General features: G+C 64.0%; 14 protein-coding genes. 9 read left to right on the top strand and 5 right to left on the bottom strand.

The window, feature by feature from the left end:
• Positions 1 to 135 precede the first annotated feature (135 nt).
• Positions 136 to 2,352, bottom strand: a complete 2,217-nt coding sequence (locus tag AB7G19_RS42210) for a transglycosylase domain-containing protein (protein WP_085404064.1) — start codon at positions 2,350 to 2,352, stop codon at positions 136 to 138.
• A 168-nt stretch (positions 2,353 to 2,520) separates the two neighbouring features.
• Here AB7G19_RS42210 and AB7G19_RS42205 point away from each other — a divergent pair, with 168 nt between their 5' ends.
• Complete coding sequence (locus AB7G19_RS42205) at positions 2,521 to 2,946, top strand: DUF1330 domain-containing protein (protein ID WP_028149366.1); 426 nt, start codon at positions 2,521 to 2,523, stop codon at positions 2,944 to 2,946.
• 177 nt (positions 2,947 to 3,123) lie between these two features.
• Here the strand turns inward: AB7G19_RS42205 and AB7G19_RS42200 are convergent, their stop codons facing one another.
• The 3 genes from AB7G19_RS42200 to AB7G19_RS42190 form a co-directional block, all read right to left on the bottom strand.
• On the bottom strand, positions 3,124 to 4,350 hold the full coding sequence (locus AB7G19_RS42200; RefSeq protein WP_085404063.1) for an ABC transporter substrate-binding protein: 1,227 nt from the start codon (positions 4,348 to 4,350) through the stop codon (positions 3,124 to 3,126).
• 273 nt (positions 4,351 to 4,623) lie between these two features.
• Entirely contained in the window at positions 4,624 to 5,865 is a 1,242-nt protein-coding gene (locus AB7G19_RS42195; RefSeq protein WP_085404062.1) for an ABC transporter substrate-binding protein, read from the bottom strand.
• A 147-nt stretch (positions 5,866 to 6,012) separates the two neighbouring features.
• Complete coding sequence (locus AB7G19_RS42190) at positions 6,013 to 6,369, bottom strand: DUF1304 domain-containing protein (protein ID WP_187388035.1); 357 nt, start codon at positions 6,367 to 6,369, stop codon at positions 6,013 to 6,015.
• 97 nt (positions 6,370 to 6,466) lie between these two features.
• Between AB7G19_RS42190 and AB7G19_RS42185 the strand changes: the two genes are divergently transcribed.
• On the top strand, positions 6,467 to 6,997 hold the full coding sequence (locus AB7G19_RS42185) for a methylated-DNA--[protein]-cysteine S-methyltransferase (RefSeq protein ID WP_085404061.1): 531 nt from the start codon (positions 6,467 to 6,469) through the stop codon (positions 6,995 to 6,997).
• Positions 6,998 to 7,005: 8 nt separating this feature from the next.
• Here the strand turns inward: AB7G19_RS42185 and AB7G19_RS42180 are convergent, their stop codons facing one another.
• On the bottom strand, positions 7,006 to 9,795 hold the full coding sequence (locus AB7G19_RS42180) for a [protein-PII] uridylyltransferase (RefSeq protein ID WP_071909009.1): 2,790 nt from the start codon (positions 9,793 to 9,795) through the stop codon (positions 7,006 to 7,008).
• Positions 9,796 to 9,983: 188 nt separating this feature from the next.
• Between AB7G19_RS42180 and AB7G19_RS42175 the strand changes: the two genes are divergently transcribed.
• From AB7G19_RS42175 to AB7G19_RS42145, 7 genes are all read left to right on the top strand, one after another.
• Positions 9,984 to 10,955, top strand: coding sequence for an aliphatic sulfonate ABC transporter substrate-binding protein (locus AB7G19_RS42175; RefSeq protein WP_014491109.1), 972 nt, complete (start codon positions 9,984 to 9,986; stop codon positions 10,953 to 10,955).
• A 226-nt stretch (positions 10,956 to 11,181) separates the two neighbouring features.
• Positions 11,182 to 12,027, top strand: a complete 846-nt coding sequence (locus AB7G19_RS42170; protein ID WP_085404060.1) for an ABC transporter permease — start codon at positions 11,182 to 11,184, stop codon at positions 12,025 to 12,027.
• A gap of 4 nt (positions 12,028 to 12,031) precedes the next feature.
• Positions 12,032 to 12,817, top strand: a complete 786-nt coding sequence (locus AB7G19_RS42165) for an ABC transporter ATP-binding protein (protein WP_085404059.1) — start codon at positions 12,032 to 12,034, stop codon at positions 12,815 to 12,817.
• A 54-nt stretch (positions 12,818 to 12,871) separates the two neighbouring features.
• A complete protein-coding gene (locus tag AB7G19_RS42160) occupies positions 12,872 to 13,381 on the top strand; it encodes an OsmC family protein (RefSeq protein WP_028149375.1) in 510 nt (169 codons plus the stop codon).
• 178 nt (positions 13,382 to 13,559) lie between these two features.
• Positions 13,560 to 14,375 carry a hypothetical protein gene (locus AB7G19_RS42155; RefSeq protein WP_085404058.1) on the top strand — a complete coding sequence of 272 codons (816 nt, stop codon included), beginning with the start codon at positions 13,560 to 13,562 and terminating at the stop codon, positions 14,373 to 14,375.
• A gap of 104 nt (positions 14,376 to 14,479) precedes the next feature.
• Positions 14,480 to 15,193, top strand: coding sequence for a hypothetical protein (locus tag AB7G19_RS42150; protein ID WP_085404057.1), 714 nt, complete (start codon positions 14,480 to 14,482; stop codon positions 15,191 to 15,193).
• A 439-nt stretch (positions 15,194 to 15,632) separates the two neighbouring features.
• Complete coding sequence (locus AB7G19_RS42145) at positions 15,633 to 17,309, top strand: methyl-accepting chemotaxis protein (protein WP_135215601.1); 1,677 nt, start codon at positions 15,633 to 15,635, stop codon at positions 17,307 to 17,309.
• Positions 17,310 to 17,324 lie beyond the last annotated feature (15 nt).

The following is a 17,324-nucleotide window of genomic DNA, read 5'->3' as shown; positions in this document are numbered from 1 at the left end:
GGCACGCTCGATTTGTCCCGCCGGATCAAACGTTTCCTACAATCCACCGCGCGGCGCGCCTGAAGTCACCGGCTACTGTGCATGGGGTTGTTTTCGCGTTTTTTGTTTTGAGGCCCTGGGGACCTCAGCTCGAAGCTACCGATTTCCGCCGAACAGCCGGTCCATCAGCCAGCCGTCGAGCCCTGCGGCGGCTTCCGGCCGCACATTGGCGCGCGTCGGAGGCGGGCGATAGCCGCCACTGCTCGCCGGTGCCGGTCCGGGTGCTGTCGTCGCCGTCGGCGGCGATACCTGCGATGCCGCCTGCGCGAGGTTCGACAGACCCCAGCTCGCTTGCGAGTTCGGCAAGGCGGCCACCGGCACGCCCTCGTGCGCCGTGCGCATGAAGCGGGTCCAGACTTCGACGGGCAGGCCGCCGCCGGTCGCCTTCTTGGTCGGCGAGTTGTCGTCATTGCCGAGCCAGACGCCGGTGACGAGGTTGGCGGTGTAGCCGATGAACCAGGCGTCGCGGTAATCCTGGCTGGTGCCGGTCTTGCCTGCTGCCGGCCAACCGGGGATATCCGCCTTCTTGGCGGTGCCTGATATCAGCGTCTCCCGCATCATCGTGTTCATCATGCCGACATAGCGCGGATCGATAACTTGGTTGCGCTCTTCCGCTTGCCGCATGTAGAGCAGCTTGCCACTGAGCGTCCTGATCCGCGTGACGACGTGCGGCGCCACCGCGAAGCCGCCATTGGCGAAGGGGGCATAGGCGCCGACCAGCTCGACGACCGAGACTTCGGAGGTGCCGAGCGCGATCGAGGCATTGGGCTCGAGCTTCGAGGAGATGCCGAGCCGGTGCGCGGTGCGCACCACGTTCTTCGGTCCGACCTCGAGACCGAGGCGGATGGCGACGGTGTTGAGCGACATTGCCAGCGCCTGCGTCAGCGTCACCGCGCCGAAATATTCATGGGTGTAGTTCTCGGGCTTCCAGCCCTTGACCTCGATCGGCGCGTCCTGACGCAAGGTATCAGGCGTCAGCCCCTGCTCGAGCGCGGTCAGGTATACGAACGGCTTGAACGAGGAGCCCGGCTGGCGTTTCGCGGTGACCGCGCGGTTGTACTGGCTGTCGGAATAGTTCCGCCCGCCGACCATGGCGCGTACCGCTCCGTCGGGCGTCATCGCCACCAGCGCGCCTTGGCTGACATTGAACTTGACGCTCTTGGCCGCGAGCTCGTCGATGATGGCGGCTTCCGCCACGCTCTGCAGCTTCGGATCGATCGTGGTCTCGACCTTGATGCTCTCGTCGATCTGGCCGACCAGATCGTCCAGCACCTCGCCGATCCAGTCGGCGACGTAGTTGAGCGTGCCGGCTCCGGCCGGCTTCACGTTGTAGGAGGGGTGGCCGATCGAGGCCTGCGCCTGTGCTTCGGTGATGAGTTTTGCATCCGCCATCGCCGCGAGCACGATCTGCGCGCGCGCTTCAGCGCCTTCCGGATTGCGGTTCGGCGCCAGCCGCGACGGCGATTTGACGAGGCCCGCCAGCATCGCGGCTTCGGCGACGGTGACGTCCTTCGCCGACTTGCCGAAATATTTCTGCGCCGCGGCCTCGACGCCATAGGCGCCCGAGCCGAAATAGACGCGGTTGAGATAGAGCTCCAGGATCTCGTTCTTGGAATGCTTGCGCTCCAGCCAGATCGCGAGCTCCGCCTCCTGCAGCTTGCGCGCCATGGTCCGCTCCTGGGTCAGGAACAGGTTTTTCGCGAGCTGCTGCGTCAAGGTCGAGCCGCCCTGCGAGACGCCGCGATGGAGTACGTTGGTGACGAGGGCCCGCAGGATGCCAATCGGGTCGATGCCGAAATGCGAGTAGAAGCGGCGATCCTCGATGGCGATGAAGGCCTTCGGCAGATAGGGCGGCAGGTCCTTCAGCGAGACGTTGGCGCCCGCCATCTCGCCGCGCTGCGCCAGCATGCTGCCGTCGATGCCGACGATCTGGATCGTCGGTGGCCGCTTGGGAATCTCCAGCGACTGGATCGGCGGCAGATGGGCGCCGACATAGATCACGACGCCGATCACGGCGATCACGCCCCACAGGCCGAGCACCGCACCCCAATAGACGAGGCGGCCGAGGCTGAAGCCTCCGCCCGATTTCGACCGGCGCTTGGCGCCGCTGCGGCCGGCTTGTGCCTTCCGCTCGCGCGGCGGCTCGTCGCCGGCATCCTCGCTCTTGCGCTTGGCGGATGATTTCGTTGATTTCTTCGGCTTGTCCTCGCCGCCGGGGACGCGGTCGGCCGCGGTCAGGCGCAGATCGGCGAGCGCAGCAGGCAAGCCGAACAACGGCTCCTTCCGCCCACCCTTTTTCTTTCCCCACGCCATACGCAAAACGCCCGGTCAGCCCGCCCCGCCGCACGCTACCGGTCGCTGTTTAAGGCCCGGTTACCCAGAGCTTAACGCGCGATTAGGAGGTGCGGCATTCGCCTGCCGCAGTTCCGCTCGCCGGGCGGCAGAGCTAGGATCGCCGACATAAAACAAGAGGGAACCGGCATGGGCCATATCGATCCGAGCAAGGAGATTTTTGCGCAGTTCCGGGACAACGACCGCCCCGGCCCGATCCACATGCTCAATCTGGTGCGTTTGCGCGAAGAGGCGGCCTATCCCGACGGCCGCAAGGCGAGCGGCGCGGAAGCCTATGCGGCCTACGGCCGCGAGAGCGGCCCGGTGTTCGAGCGCCTCGGCGGCCGCATCGTCTGGCAGGGCAAATTCGAGTTGATGCTGATCGGCCCGCAAGAGGAGCGCTGGGACCATTGCTTCATCGCCGAATATCCAAGCGTTGCCGCCTTCGTCGAGATGATCCGCGATCCCGTCTATCGCGAAGCGGTGAAGCATCGCCAGGCCGCGGTGGAGGATTCACGGCTGATACGGCACGCGGTGCTGCCGGTGGGGAAGAATTTTGGGGAGATACCGGAGTAGATGTCTCTGCGCGCATCTCCCTCCGCCGTCATGGCCGGGCTTGACCCGGCCATCCACGCCCTTGCCTTGCCGCTCCAAGAACGTGGATGCCCGGGCCTTCGCCGCGCCGAAGCGGCTTCGGCCGCGCAGGCGGGACAAGCCCGGGCATGACGTCGTTGAGGCAGTTGTTTCCGAGAACTAATCGATCGGGCCCGCGTCCTCCAGGATCGGGCCGAACAGCTCCCAGCGTTCGCCGTTGAACTTCATCATCTGAAGCTGCTTGTTAACGCGGTAGTCGGTCGCCGAGGTGTTGGCCTTGATACCGGGCAGCGCGATATCGCTGGTGACGTCCTTCAGCGACGCCGCCTGCTTCATGACGTTCTCGCGCGTCAGATCGTCACCGCACTGCTTCAACACATGGACCAGGAGCTGGGCTGTGCCATAACCATAGGTGTTGAAGTTCGAGTCCTTGTCGCCGTCCGGATAGTACTTCGCCATGAAGTCAAAATACTTCTTCAGGCCGGCGTCGTCCTTCCAGGTTGGATCGAGCGGTTCTTTGCCGTAGTTGACGCTGATCAGGCCCTTGGCCGCATCAAGGCCTGCCGGCTTCAGCACCGCACCGACCGAGGTGGCGTTGATGTCGACGATCTGGATCGGATGCCAGCCCATTTCGGCGATCTTCTTGATCGCCTGTGCGGCCTGCTTCGGCGTTGTGGCGCTGAAGAACAAATCGGCGCCGGCGTCCTTGATCTTGAGGATCTGCGAATCCACGGTCGGATCGGAGACCTCGTAGGACGCTTCGGTCACGATCATCTTGGCGGCTTTGTCGCCGAGGCCGGCCTTGATGCCGTTCAGATAGTCCTTGCCGAGGTCGTCGTTCTGATAGAGCACGCCGATCTTGGCGTCCGGATGCTGCTTCAGAATGTATTGGCCGTAGATTCGGCCTTCGACGAAGTAGTTGGGATTGTAGCCCATGGTCCACGGAAAGTTCTTTGGATCGGTGAACCTCGAGGCGCCGGTCGCTGCGAACAGCTGCGGCACCTTCTTGGAATTGAGATATTTCTGGACGGCCGCGTTCACAGGCGTGCCAATGATTTGGAAAGTCAGCAGCACCTCGTCGCTCTCGACGAGCTTGCGTATCTGCTCCACGGCTTTCGGCGGCGAATAGGCGTCGTCATACTGGATCAGGTTGATCTTGCGACCATTGATGCCGCCCTGGTCGTTGATCATTTTGAAATAGGCGGCCTGGGTCTTGCCGATCGACGAATAGGCCGACGCCGGTCCCGAAAACGGCATGGTCTGTCCGACCTTGATCTCGGTGTCGCTGGCGCCCGGATCATATTTTTTCTGGGCACTGGCCGCGGTGACCGACAGCGCAATGGTTAGCGCCGTTGCCGTGGCCAGATGCAGCATTCCATTCCTCATTCGCAATTTCCTCAGTTTGTTATTGCCGATGATCTGCCCGGATGCTCTTGCGCACAGGACGTCACCGCTGAGGGCGATTGTGGATGAGGCGTTGCTGCAACGCAAGGTGGGTGGAGACGCGCAGTTCGTAGGGTGGGTTAGCCTTGTGGCTGCGCGAAGCGCAGTCCGCCAGGCGTAACCCACCACTTCTGCTGCCGCGGATGTCGAAGAGGTGGATTACGCCGAGCAGATGCGCTTTGCGCATCTGCAGGGCTAATCCACTCTACGCAGTTACTAACCCGCCGGGCCGTTGTCCTCGATGATCGGGCCGAACAGCTCCCAACGCTCGCCGTTGAACTTCATCATCTGCATCTGCTTGTTGACGCGATAGTCGTTCGGTCCGGTGTTGATCTTGATGCCGGGCAGCGCGAAGCTCGGGGTGAAGTCCTTGATGTTGGCGACCTGCTTCATCACGTTCTCACGCGAAAGGTCGTCGCCGCACTGTTTCAGCACCTGCGTCAGCAACTCGGCGACCGAATAAGCGTAGGTGTTGACCGTGTTGAGCTTGTCGCCTTCGGGGAAATACTTGTCCATGAAGGCGAAGAAGGCCTTCACGCCCGGATCGTCCTTCCACTGCGGATCACTCGGCTCCTTGCCGTATTGGGTCGAGATGATGCCCTTGGAGATGTCGAGGCCGGCCGGCTTCAGCGTCGCCGAGATCGGGCTCGCATTGATGTCGAGGATGTGCACCGGCGTCCAGCCGAGCTCGGCCACCTTCTTGATGGCCTGCGCCGCGAATTTCGGCGTCGAGGCATCGTAGAAAAGATCTGCGCCGAGCGACTTCAGCTTGACCACCTGCGAGTCGACGGTCGGGTCGGTGACCTCGTAGGACACCTCGCCGACGATCATCTTGGCTGCCTTGTCGCCGAGGCCGCTCTTGAGGCCGGCGAGATAGTCGCGGCCCATGTCGTCGTTCTGGTAGAGCACGCCGATCTTGGCATTGGGGTGATTGGCGAGAATGTACTTGGCGTAGATGCGTCCCTCGGACACGTAGTTGGGATTGTAGGCGATGGTCCAGGGATAGTTCTGCGGATCGTTGAAGCGTGCGGCGCCGGTGGAGGCCAGCAGCTGCGGGATCTTCTTGCCGTTGAGATATTTTTGCACGGCGGCGTTCGCGGCCGTGCCGATGATCTGGAAGGTGAACAGCACCTCGTCGCCTTCGACGAGCTTGCGCACCTGCTCGACCGTCTTCGGCGGCGAATAGGCATCGTCATACTGGATCAGATTGATCTTGCGGCCGTTGATGCCGCCCTGATCGTTGATCATCTTGAAGTAGGCGGCCTGGGTCTTGCCGATATTGGCATAGACGGAATAGGCGCCGGAGAACGGCACGGTCTGGCCGATCTTGATCTCGGTGTCGCTCGCGCCGGTGTCGTATTTCTTCTGGGCGAGGGCTTGATTGAAGGGGGCTTGGCTGGCGGAGAACGTGAAGGCGAGCGCCGCCGTGGCAGCTATGAAGGCTCTGCGATTGTTCATCTTGGTTGTTCCTCCTGACGGAATTTCCGGTCGACGGTCTTTTCCCGTTGATTGCAACGGTCGCCATCGCTGCCGGAGAGTGTGGAGGAAGGTCCGGCGCCGCGCAAGGATCGCGACGCTGCGCCGTAGCGTCTCAGGTCACGAGAATCAGGTCAGAAACAGCGCAACCAGCGCGATCGCCGCCGGCAGCGCCTGCACGAGCAGGATGCGGGTGCTGACGGTCGCCGCGCCGTAGGCGCCGGCCACGATCACGCAGAGCAGGAAGAATGCCTTGATCTGGAATGCGAAGGCCGGGTTGCCGTGGACGAGGCCCCAGATCAGGCCGGCGGCGAGGAAGCCGTTATAGAGCCCTTGGTTGGCCGCCAGCACCTTCGTGATCTCGGCCTTTTCAGGCGTATTGCGGAATGTCTTCAAGCCAAGCGGCTTGTCCCAGAGAAACATCTCCAGGATCAGGAAGTAGGCGTGCAGTGCGGCGACCAGCGCCACCAGGACATTGGTGATCAGAATCAAGTTGAGCCCCCCAAAGCGTCAGCTTTCGGGTGGACGTTAGCACGGCCGGCATGGCAAGTGCGATGGCGTGTTTCGATGGCCTGGTGTCGCAATGCCCGCTCGATCAACCAAACCGCCTGAACGATTCGGCCTCGATCGCCTGACGACGCCGATCGGGATCGCGCTGCTCGTCACCGATGCCGAGGGCGCCTTGCGTGCGCTCGACTGGGAAGACTACGAGCACCGCATGCGCGAGCTGTTGCGCCTGCAATACGGCGCCGTGGATCTGAGCGATCTGCCTGCGCCGACGGAGATGCGGACGGCGCTGTCGGGTTATTTCGAAGGCGATCTCGGCCAGCTCTCGGGCGTCGCATGGCGCATCGCCGGCACGCCTTTCCAGCAAAGGGTCTGGACCGCGCTCGCGCAAATCCCTGCCGGTACCACGATGAGCTATGGCGCGATGGCCGCAAGGATCGATATGCCCAAAGCCATTCGTGCCGTCGGCCATGCCAACGGCTCAAACCCGATCAGCGTGGTGCTGCCCTGTCACCGCCTGATCGGCGCGGATGGCTCGCTGGTGAAATATGGCGGCGGGCTCGAGCGGAAGCGCTGGCTGCTGCGGCATGAGGGGGTAGAGATTTAGCTCTCTCCTCACGCCGCCGGCTGCACCGCCTTGTCGCCGGCCATCACGTGGGTCAGCGCGCTCTTGATTGCGGACTGGCGCGTCGGCGCGTTGATCTGCGCGCCCAGGAGGTCGGTGACGTAGAACACGTCGCGGGCGCGCTCGCCGAAGGTCGCGACATGGGCCGAGGCGATGTTGAGGTTGAGCTTCGAGATCGCGGTGGTCAGCTCGTAGAGCAGGCCGGGGCGGTCGAGGCCGGACATCTCGATCACGGTGTAGCGGTCGGACCATTGGTTGTTGATGGTCACTTCCGGCTCGATCGTGAAAGGCCGCGCCTTGCTGCGCACGGTGCGCCGCGCCACCACTTCGGGCAGACGCAGCTTGCCTTCCAGCACGTCCTCGATCATCTCGCCGATGCGCGTGGCGCGCCGGCCCTCGTCCTCGTCACGATCGTATTCCCTGGAGATCGAGATCGTGTCGAGCGCGCGGCCGTCGGTCGTCGTGTAGATCTGCGCGTCGACGATGTTGGCGCCGGCCGAGGCGCAGGCGCCGGCGATGATCGAGAGCAGCCAGGGATGGTCGGCGGCGAAGATGGTGAGCTCGGTGACGCCGCGCACCTCGTCGAAGCCGACATTGATCGCGAGCTTGTGGCCGGCCTGTTCGCTGGAGCGGACGAAGCGGGCATGGCGGATCTTTCGCGGCAGCTCGACCTTGAGCCAATAGGCGGGATAGTGCCGGCCGATATAGGCATCGAGCTCGTCCGCCGGCCACTCGGCGAAGGCCATGCGGAATTCGGCGTAGGCGGCCGTGAGGCGCTTGCCGCGGTCGACTTCCGAGAAGCCGCCGGTCAGCACCGGTTCGGTTTCATAGTAGAGCGAGCGCAGGAGCTGCGCCTTCCAGCCGTTCCACACGCCCGGGCCGACGCCGCGGATGTCGGCGGTGGTCAGGATCGTGAGCAATTTCATCTGCTCGACCGACTGCACCACGGCAGCGAAATTCTCGATCGTCTTGCGGTCGGAGAGATCGCGCGACTGCGCGACCGTGGACATCGTCAGATGTTCCTCGATCAGCCAGGCCACGAGCTCGGTGTCGGCCGCGCTGAAGCCGAGCCGCGGGCACAGCCGGCGCGCCACCTTGGCGCCCGCGATCGAGTGATCCTCCGGCCGTCCCTTGGCGATGTCGTGCAGCAGCGTCGTGATGTAGATCACCGCACGGTGCTCGGGCCGGATCTTGCGGAAGAGATCGCTGGCGAGCGTGAACTCCTCGATGCCGCCGCGCTCGATGTCCTGCAGGAAGCCGACGCAGCGGATCAGATGCTCGTCGACGGTGTAGTGATGATACATGTTGAACTGCATCATCGAGACGATCTTGCCGAAGGCGCGGATGAAATGGCCGAGCACGCCGGTCTCGTTCATCCGCCGCAGCACGATCTCGGCGTTGTCGGAGGTCAGGATCTCCATGAACAGCCGGTTGGCTTCCGGGTTCTCGCGCAGCTGCGCGTTGATCAGTCCGAGCGAGCGCGTCACGTCGCGCATCGCGTCCGGATGGAAGGCGAGGTTGTTCTTCTGCGCCAGGCGGAAGATCCGGATCAAATTGACCGGATCGTGCTTGAACACGTCGGGCGCGGCGACGTTGATGCGGTTGTTGTCGACGAGGAAGTCGTCGCTGTCGGGGACGCGGCGCTTCGCGGGGGCGGGGCGCAGCCGCGCCATCATCCGGCTCAGCACCGGCGCGGGCTTGGCCTGCTGGTCCTCGAGCTTGGCGCAGAGGATGGCGGTGAGGTTGCCGACTTCCTTGGCGACCAGGAAGTAGTGCTTCATGAAGCGCTCGACGTCCTGCATGCCGGGATGCGAGGTGTAGCCGAGCCGGACCGCGATCTCGCGCTGGAGATCGAAGGAGAGGCGCTCCTCCGCGCGGCCGGAGTAGAAGTGCAGATTGCAGCGCACCGACCAGAGGAAGTCGGCGCAGCGGCGAAAGGTGCGGTATTCCTGCGCGTCGAACACGCCGCGCTCGACCAGCTCGTCGGTATCACGGACGCGGTAGACGTATTTGGCGATCCAGAACAGCGTGTGCAGGTCGCGCAGTGCGCCCTTGCCGTCCTTGACGTTGGGCTCGACCAGATAGCGCGACTGGCCGCCGCGGCGGTGGCGCTCCTCGCGCTCGGCGAGCTTTGCGGTGACGAATTCGGACGCCGTGCCCTGCACCACGTCCTTGTCGAAGCGCGCGACCAGTTCGTCATAGAGCGGCTGGTCGCCGGTCAGGAAGCGCGTTTCCAGAATCGCGGTGCGGATGGTCATGTCGCCGCGCGCCTGCCGGATCGATTCATCGACCGAGCGCGTGGCGTGCCCGACCTTCAGCCCCATGTCCCAGAGACAGTAGAGAATGGCCTCAGCCACCTGTTCACCCCAGGCGGTCTGCTTGTAGGGCAGGATAAACAGGAGATCGATATCGGATTCCGGGGCCATCAGGCCGCGGCCATAGCCGCCGGTCGCGACCACCGCCATGCGCTCCGCGCCGCTCGGGATCGGCGAGCGGTAGAGATGCCGGGTCGCCGCCGAATACAGGATGCGGATGATCTCGTCCTGCACGTGGCACAGCCGCTCGGCGCAACGCCTTCCGTGACGGTCCTTCAGCAGGATCGCCTGCGCCGCGGCGCGCGCCGCGATCAGCTCGGCCTTGAGCAATTGCGCCATGGCGGTGCGGAACGTGTCCTCACGTCCCTGATGCTTCTCGGCAAGCGCATCGACCGCGGCGGTGATCCGCGCGGTGTCGAAGCGATCGTCCACCTCGGCCTTGTGCTCAGTCGCGACGCTGTCCATGTCTCACCGGATATAAGAGGTGACAGGCGCTGTCACCCGCCATTCTCTGGCAATAGTCGTTCCATGCTGGAAAAGGCCGGCCTCGGGCAAAATCGTTCTCGGCCGAGGGGCTTTCGGGATAGCGATTTTCTCGTTGACCTCTAGAAATAACTCATTGAAAAACAATGAAGTTTTTGAGGAGGCTGGGCATGACCGGGATTACACGACGCATTCTGTTGGCGGGGGCTGTTGCGCTCGCCATGACCCCCGCGGCACGGGCGGCGGATCCGCTCAAGGAAATCCGCATCGACTGGGCGACCTACAATCCGGTGTCGATGGTCCTGAAGCAGAAGGGTCTGCTGGAGAAGGAGTTCGCCAAGGACGGCATCAGCATCATTTGGGTGCAGTCGGCCGGCTCCAACAAGGCGCTCGAATTCCTCAACGCCGGCTCGATCGATTTCGGCTCGACCGCGGGCTCGGCGGCGCTGGTGGCGAAGATCAACGGGAACCCCATCAAGTCGATCTACGTCTATTCGCGTCCCGAATGGACGGCGCTGGTGACATCAAAGGATTCCAAGATCGCGAGCGTTGCCGATCTCAAGGGCAAGCGCGTCGCGGTGACGCGCGGCACCGATCCGCACATCTTCCTGGTGCGCGCGCTGCTCGGTGCCGGCCTCACCGAAAAGGACATCACGCCGGTCCTGCTCCAGCACGCCGACGGCAAGACCGCGCTGATCCGCGGCGACGTCGACGCCTGGGCCGGCCTCGATCCGATGATGGCGCAGGCCGAGGTCGAGGAAGGTGCAAAACTGTTCTATCGCAAGGCGGATGCCAACACCTGGGGCATCCTCAATGTGCGCGAGCAGTTCTTGAAGGACTATCCGGACGCCGCCCGCCGCGTGCTCGCGGTGTATGAAGAGGCGCGCAAATATTCGCTGGCGAATTACGATGATCTCAAGAAGACCTTCATCGCCGTGACCAAGCTGCCGGACGCGGTCGTCGACAAGCAGCTCAAGGAGCGCACCGAGCTCACCCACAGCCGCATCGGCGCACCCCAGCGCGAGTCGATCCTCGCTGCCGGCCTTGCCCTCCAGCAGGCCGGCGTCGTCGACGCCAAGGTCGATGTGAAGGCGACGCTGGATGCCTTGATCGACGACCAGGTCCCGCTGCCGACGAATTAGTTCGGCAAGCGTGCGCGGCAAACTCCACTGTCGTCCCGGGGCGCGAAGCGAGCCCGGGACCCTTAACCACAGGGCGTGGTTTGGCGCGAAGGCCGTCACTCCGGGTCCCCGTAACCATATCGCCCTGTGGTTATGGGCCCCGGATCTGCGCTTCGCTTGTCCGGGGCGACAACCGAGATTGCCGCGCGCCCTTGCATTCCCCGATCAGACGCGCTTCCTACCGGCCATGATCTCCGACGCGCCAGTCCTGCAACAGACCTCGGAACCGGCCGAAAGCGCCGCCGCGCCCTCGCGGCTGTCGCGTTATGCGCGGCCGTTGCTTGGAATATTGCTGCCGCTCATCCTCGCGCTCGGCTGGGAGCTGGTGGTGTGGTCCGGCTGGTCCAACGGCCGTCTGGTGCCGCCCCCCTCGCGCGTCTTTGCGACCATCACCGAGCTCGCCCGCTCCGGAGAGCTGGTCCGCCACATCGCCGCGACGCTATGGCGGGTCGGCCTCGGCTTCGCTTTCGGCGTGATCGCGGGCACCGTGCTCGGCGCCATCTCCGGCTACTGGTCGCTGGCGCGGCGGCTGCTCGATCCGACCGTGCAGGCGCTGCGTGCGATCCCTTCACTCGCCTGGGTGCCGTTGTTCATTCTCTGGCTCGGCATCTTCGAGACCTCCAAGATCGCGCTGATCGCGGTCGGCGTGTTCTTCCCGGTCTATCTCGGCGTGATGGGCGCGATCCTTTCCGTCGATCGCAAGATCGTCGAGGTCGGTCGCACCTTCCGCCTCTCCGGGTTCGCCATGATCCGCCGCATCCTGCTGCCCGCGGTGCTGCCGGCCTATGTGGTGTCCTTGCGTGTCGGCCTTGGTCTGGGCTGGATGTTCGTGGTGGCGGCCGAGCTGATCGGCGCTTCCGAAGGCCTTGGCTATCTCCTGCTCGACGGCCAGCAGCTCGGCAAGCCCGCGCAGATTTTGGCCGCGATCGTCATCTTCGCCATTCTCGGCAAGCTCACCGACTGGCTGATCGAGGTCGGGGCCGCGCCGTTCCTGCGCTGGCAGGACGCCTTCGGGCGCGCGAAGGGAGCGTAACGCGATGCTGGCGCTCGACCGGGTCAGCAAGACCTATCCCAACGGCGTGCAGGCGCTGGCGCGATTCTCCGCTGAGATCAAACAGGGCGAGATCGTCGCCATCATCGGCGGCTCCGGCTGCGGCAAGTCCACGCTGCTGCGTGCCATCGCCGGCCTCGATCGCGCGAGCGCAGGCATGGTGACGCTCGACAGCGAGGCGATCAGTTCGCCGCACGCAAAAATCGGCATCATCTTCCAAGAGCCGCGGCTTCTGCCCTGGCTCAGCGTCGCGGACAATATCGGCTTCGGCCTTGCCGACCTGCCCGCGGCCGAGCGGCGCGAGAAGGTGGCGCGCGCGCTCGCCCGCGTCGGGCTCACTGATAAGGCGCAGGCCTGGCCGCGCGAGCTCTCGGGCGGGCAGGCGCAGCGCGTCGCGATCGCGCGTGCGCTGGTGCCGCAGCCGGAAGTGCTGCTGCTCGACGAGCCGTTCTCGGCGCTCGACGCCTTCACCCGCAGGGATCTCCAGGATCATCTGCTCGACCTCTGGGCCGACACCCGGCCGACACTCATCCTCGTCACACATGACGTCGACGAGGCCGTGGTGCTGGCTGATCGCGTTTTGGTGATGCGGCCGCGGCCGGGCCGGCTGTTCGACCAGATCGAGATCAATCTGGGCCGGCCGCGCGACCGCAATTCGCCGCTGTTCGAGAATTTCAAGCGAAGTGTGCTGACGTCACTCGACCGTTCGCTCGACCGCAACGTGCCCGACCGTGACGCAACCCAGGGTCCCGGTCAGGCCATGTGGTGGTGACATTTTCTCTCTGAGCCGGTACATCGAGGGACGATTTTTCCGGGAGAGAACAAGATGGACGCCGCAGCACTGCGCCAGATGCAGGCCCCGATCAAGGAACGCTACAAGACCGATCCCAAGACCGCGATGATCACGCTGAAGGCCAAGGGCTCGACCGACAGCGAAGGCATCGCCTGCAAGGTCGAGACCGGCCGCGCCATCGCGATGGCGGGCCTGCATCCGGCCACCGGCGGCTCCGGCCTCGAGCTCTGCTCCGGCGACATGCTGCTGGAAGCGCTGGTTGCCTGTGCCGGCGTCACGCTGAAATCGGTCGCGACCGCCATCGAGATCCCGCTCAAGACCGGCAATGTCTATGCCGAGGGCGATCTCGATTTCCGCGGCACGCTCGGCGTCGACAAGGAGACTCCGGTCGGCTTCGCCGAGATCCGCCTGCGCTTCGAGGTCGACACCGACGCGCCGCAGGACAAGCTTGATCTGCTCCTGAAACTCACCGAGCGCTATTGCGTGGTCTACCAGACCATCAAGAACGGCCCGAAGGTTTCGGTGTCGATGCAGCGGATGTGACTTCCTGACCCTCCCCTTGAGGGGGAGGGTCGATCGCGCGCAGCGCGAGCGGGGTGGGGTGATCTCTCCACTCGGGCGCCGTATCCGTCGAGAGACTGTCACCCGACCCCGTCTCATATTTCGCTACGCTCCATATGAGCCGACCCTCCCCCTCAAGGGCAGGGTAAGAAGCAAAAAAATGCCCCCCGAGCTCCACTTCATCATCCTCCTCGTCCTGCGCATGGCGATCGCCGCGGCGTTCGTCGTGTCCGCGTCGTTCATTGCCGAGCGCACCGGTCCGGTGATCGGCGGACTGGTGGCGACCTTGCCGATCTCGGCCGGTCCTTCCTACGTCTTCCTCGCGCTCGACCATGATGCCGCCTTCATCGCGCAAGGCGCGCTGTCGAGCCTTCCGGTCAACGCGGCGACGATCGTCCTTGGGCTCACCTATGTCGTGCTGGCGCAGCGGAACAATCTGCTGGTGAGCGCGGGCAGCGCGGTCGCGGTGTGGATCGTGCTGGCCTCCATCATCCGCCTGTTCGACTGGACGTTGACCGCCGGGCTCGCCGTCAACCTGGTCGCCTTCGGCATCTGCATTCCGCTGCTCGCACGATACCGCCATGTGAAGATGCCGCTGGTGACGCGTCGCTGGTACGACATTCCATTCCGCGCCTCGCTGGTCGCGACGCTGGTTGCGATCGTGGTCTCGACCTCGGGATGGGTCGGCCCGCGGGTGAGCGGCGTCATCGCACTCTACCCGATCGTGTTCACCAGCATGATGGTGATCCTGCATCCGCGCATCGGCGGCCCGCCGACCGCTGCCGTGCTCGCCAACTCCGCCTGGGGCCTGCTCGGCTTCGGTCTGGCAATTGCGGTGCTGCACGTCGCCGTCACGCAGTTCGGCTCGCCGATCGGCTTGAGTTGCGCACTCGCCACCTGCATCGGCTGGAACCTGACGCTGTGGTGGATGGGACGACGGAAGAGGCCGATGCATCAGCCGCGCCGCGCTTCGTAAGGCGAGATACGCTACGCTTGGGACCTCAACCCTGCGTCAGGATAGTTAGTTACCCGGGCTGGCAGACCCGCTAAACTGGCAACAGAGCAAGATCGGGGCGTGCGGTGGAGGGATTGTACAAGGTCGAATACGATATCAACGACGGCTCCGGCCGCAGCGTGCTGTACGCCCATGCCGGGAAAATGCTTGGCGGCAACACGGCCTTCGCCCACTTCGGCACCTACGAGATTGTGGACGGCGAAATCGTCGCCAGGCTCCGGACGAAGCGCCACAGCCGGTCGCCGCAGCACAGGTCGCTGGTCAGTTCCGACGCCGTCACAATCAGCATTCGCGGTCGACCGCAGGGCAAGCTCTACCGCTTCGAGGGAGAAGTGGTCGAGGACGCCTCGGTGTTTCGCGCCGTGATGACGCCGCTCGGCGACGAGGACGTTCCCCCGCCCGGTGCGGTCGGCGAGGGCGGCATCGTCAGCGGACTCTATTCGATCGACATCCGGATGCTGGATGGAATTACCGGTGGCCATACCGGCGTGATGTTGCTGCGCGACGGCCGCATCCTCGGCGGCGATGCCTTCTTCTATTATCTTGGCGCCTATTCTTCGGCGAACGGTCGCTGGAAAGGCGAATTCGTCAATCAGGAACACACGCCGGCGAAGAGCGAGCATCCCTTGTTCGGTGGCTATGAGGTGGGCATCGGCTTCTCCGGCCACTGCGATGACAAGGGCGCCGACATGGAAGCGATCGCGCTCGCCGGCAAGCGCAGCATCCGCCTCGCCGCCACCTTGAAGCTGATCGAGCCGTTTGCCAGGGCGAGCCGCTGACGGCCGCCGGAAGGCGTTGCGTTAATGGGGCAGCATCCTGGACGGTAGTCGCGCGGAAAAGTGCGCGCGGGGCCGCAATCCGTTCATGTCGCGACGTCGCTAAGTATCGATTTGATCGTTGCTAATTCGCGTTTCGGCCGTTTCTTCCGCCGGCCATTTTCGGTTCCATCACTCCGTATTTCTTCGGAGATGGGCTGCCCGATTCCGATAGGTGCATTAATCTAAATTTGGTGCATTCCCCGTAAAGCTACTCGTCGGTTGTCGTTTCCGCGTTTGGGCGGACATGGGCATCAAGGCGGGTCCTCTGTACGCGTGAACGGACCCACATAGTTCACAGCTAGTCATATTCCAACGCTCGGTCTGTCCGAGGGCGTCCGCTCGCCTGTCTTTGAGGCGCGTTGCGCTGCGGCACCATGCGATCCATTCTGGAGATGTTTTGATGTTTGGTCGTAATCCCCATGGAAATGCCCAGGCACAGCTCGACGCCATCGGCCGTTCGCAGGCGACGATCGAATTTGCACTGGATGGCACCATCCTCACCGCGAACGAGAATTTCCTGAAGGCCCTGGGCTATGGGCTGGGGGAGATCAAGGGAAAGCATCACTCCATGTTCGTGCCCGCCGATCAGCGAGGCGGCGCGGCGTACAAGGCGTTCTGGTCCGCGTTGAAGAGCGGCGAGTTCCAGGCCGCGGAGTTCAAGCGGATTGCAAAGGGTGGTCGCGAGATTTGGATCGAGGCGTCGTATAATCCCGTGCTTGACGGCGACGGCAAGCCGATCAAGGTCGTGAAGATCGCGACCGATATCACCGCGAAGAAGATCAATGCCATGACGGAAGCCTCCAAGGTGTCCGCCATCGGCCGCGCCCAGGCCGTCATCGAGTTCAAGCTCGACGGCACTATCGTGACTGCGAACCAGAATTTCTGCCAGGCGCTCGGCTATTCGCTGGCCGAGATCGAGGGCAAGCATCACAGCCTGTTCGTAGGCCCCGCTGAGCGCGACAGCGCGGCCTATCGCGAATTCTGGGCCAGGCTCAACCGCGGTGAATTCCAGGCGGGCGAATACAAACGCATCGGCAAGGGCGGCCGCGAGGTCTGGATCCTCGCCTCTTATAACCCGCTGCTCGACGAGAACGGCAAGCCGTTCGGCGTTGCCAAATTTGCGACCGACGTCACCGCGGAGAAGCTGAAGAACGCCGACCTCGCTGGTCAGATCTCGGCGATCGACAAGGCGCAGGCCGTGATCGAATTCAACATGGACGGCACGATCATCACCGCCAATGCCAATTTTCTCGGCACGCTCGGCTATTCGCTGGCCGAGATCAAGGGCAAGCATCACAGCATGTTCGTCGAGCCATTGGAGCGCGACGGCGCTGCCTATCGCGAGTTCTGGGCCACGCTCAATCGCGGCCAGTACCAGGCGGCTGAATACAAGCGCATCGGCAAGGGCGGCAAGGAGGTCTACATCCAGGCCTCCTACAACCCGATCCTCGATCTCAACGGCAAGCCGTTCAAGGTCGTGAAATACGCCACTGACACCACGCGGCAGGTGCTGGTCCGCATGGGCAATGAGCGCGTCCGCGGCATGATGGAATCGGTCGCCGCAGGCTCGGAGGAGCTGAACGCGTCGGTGCGCGAGATCTCCGAAGCGATGACCAAGTCCCGCGAGACCGCGATGAGCGCGGTGGAGCAGGTTGCCTCTGCCGACGCGCAGGCGCAGCGGCTGACCGAGGCAGCGAAGGCGATGAGCGGCATCATCGAGATGATCAACAGCATTACCAGTCAGATCAACCTGCTCGCGCTCAACGCCACGATCGAATCGGCGCGCGCCGGCGAGGCTGGCCGCGGCTTCGCGGTGGTCGCTTCCGAGGTGAAGAGCCTCGCCAATCAGGCGAGACAGGCGACCGACAAGATCGGCCAGGAGATCGGCAGCCTCAACGGCATCTCCGGCGACGTCGTCAGTGCGCTCGGCTCGATCAAGCAGGCCATCAACAACGTCAGCGAATACGTCACTTCGACAGCCGCTGCCGTCGAGGAGCAGAGCACGGTCACGAACGAGATGTCGACGAGCATGCAGCGCGCCGCCGCGGAAGCTGCTGCGATGGCGGCAAGGGCGTAGCCAAGCGCGCAGAAG

Origin of the sequence: Bradyrhizobium sp. 215_C5_N1_1 (assembly GCF_052075935.1) — a bacterium.
In the GTDB taxonomy this organism is placed as follows: Bacteria; Pseudomonadota; Alphaproteobacteria; order Rhizobiales; family Xanthobacteraceae; genus Bradyrhizobium; species Bradyrhizobium barranii.
Note: the sequence above shows the minus strand (reverse complement) of the source record. Positions and strands in the feature narration are given on the sequence as shown.

Excerpts from the sequence above, each read along its gene's own strand:
- AB7G19_RS42210 (WP_085404064.1), bottom strand. The coding sequence starts at position 2,352 with ATGGCGTGGGGAAAGAAAAAGGGTGGGCGGAAGGAGCCGTTGTTCGGC.
- AB7G19_RS42205 (WP_028149366.1), top strand. The coding sequence starts at position 2,521 with ATGGGCCATATCGATCCGAGCAAGGAGATTTTTGCGCAGTTCCGGGAC.
- AB7G19_RS42200 (WP_085404063.1), bottom strand. The coding sequence starts at position 4,350 with ATGAGGAATGGAATGCTGCATCTGGCCACGGCAACGGCGCTAACCATT.
- AB7G19_RS42195 (WP_085404062.1), bottom strand. The coding sequence starts at position 5,865 with ATGAACAATCGCAGAGCCTTCATAGCTGCCACGGCGGCGCTCGCCTTC.
- AB7G19_RS42185 (WP_085404061.1), top strand. The coding sequence starts at position 6,467 with ATGCCCGCTCGATCAACCAAACCGCCTGAACGATTCGGCCTCGATCGC.
- AB7G19_RS42180 (WP_071909009.1), bottom strand. The coding sequence starts at position 9,795 with ATGGACAGCGTCGCGACTGAGCACAAGGCCGAGGTGGACGATCGCTTC.
- AB7G19_RS42175 (WP_014491109.1), top strand. The coding sequence starts at position 9,984 with ATGACCGGGATTACACGACGCATTCTGTTGGCGGGGGCTGTTGCGCTC.
- AB7G19_RS42170 (WP_085404060.1), top strand. The coding sequence starts at position 11,182 with ATGATCTCCGACGCGCCAGTCCTGCAACAGACCTCGGAACCGGCCGAA.
- AB7G19_RS42165 (WP_085404059.1), top strand. The coding sequence starts at position 12,032 with ATGCTGGCGCTCGACCGGGTCAGCAAGACCTATCCCAACGGCGTGCAG.
- AB7G19_RS42160 (WP_028149375.1), top strand. The coding sequence starts at position 12,872 with ATGGACGCCGCAGCACTGCGCCAGATGCAGGCCCCGATCAAGGAACGC.
- AB7G19_RS42155 (WP_085404058.1), top strand. The coding sequence starts at position 13,560 with ATGCCCCCCGAGCTCCACTTCATCATCCTCCTCGTCCTGCGCATGGCG.
- AB7G19_RS42145 (WP_135215601.1), top strand. The coding sequence starts at position 15,633 with ATGTTTGGTCGTAATCCCCATGGAAATGCCCAGGCACAGCTCGACGCC.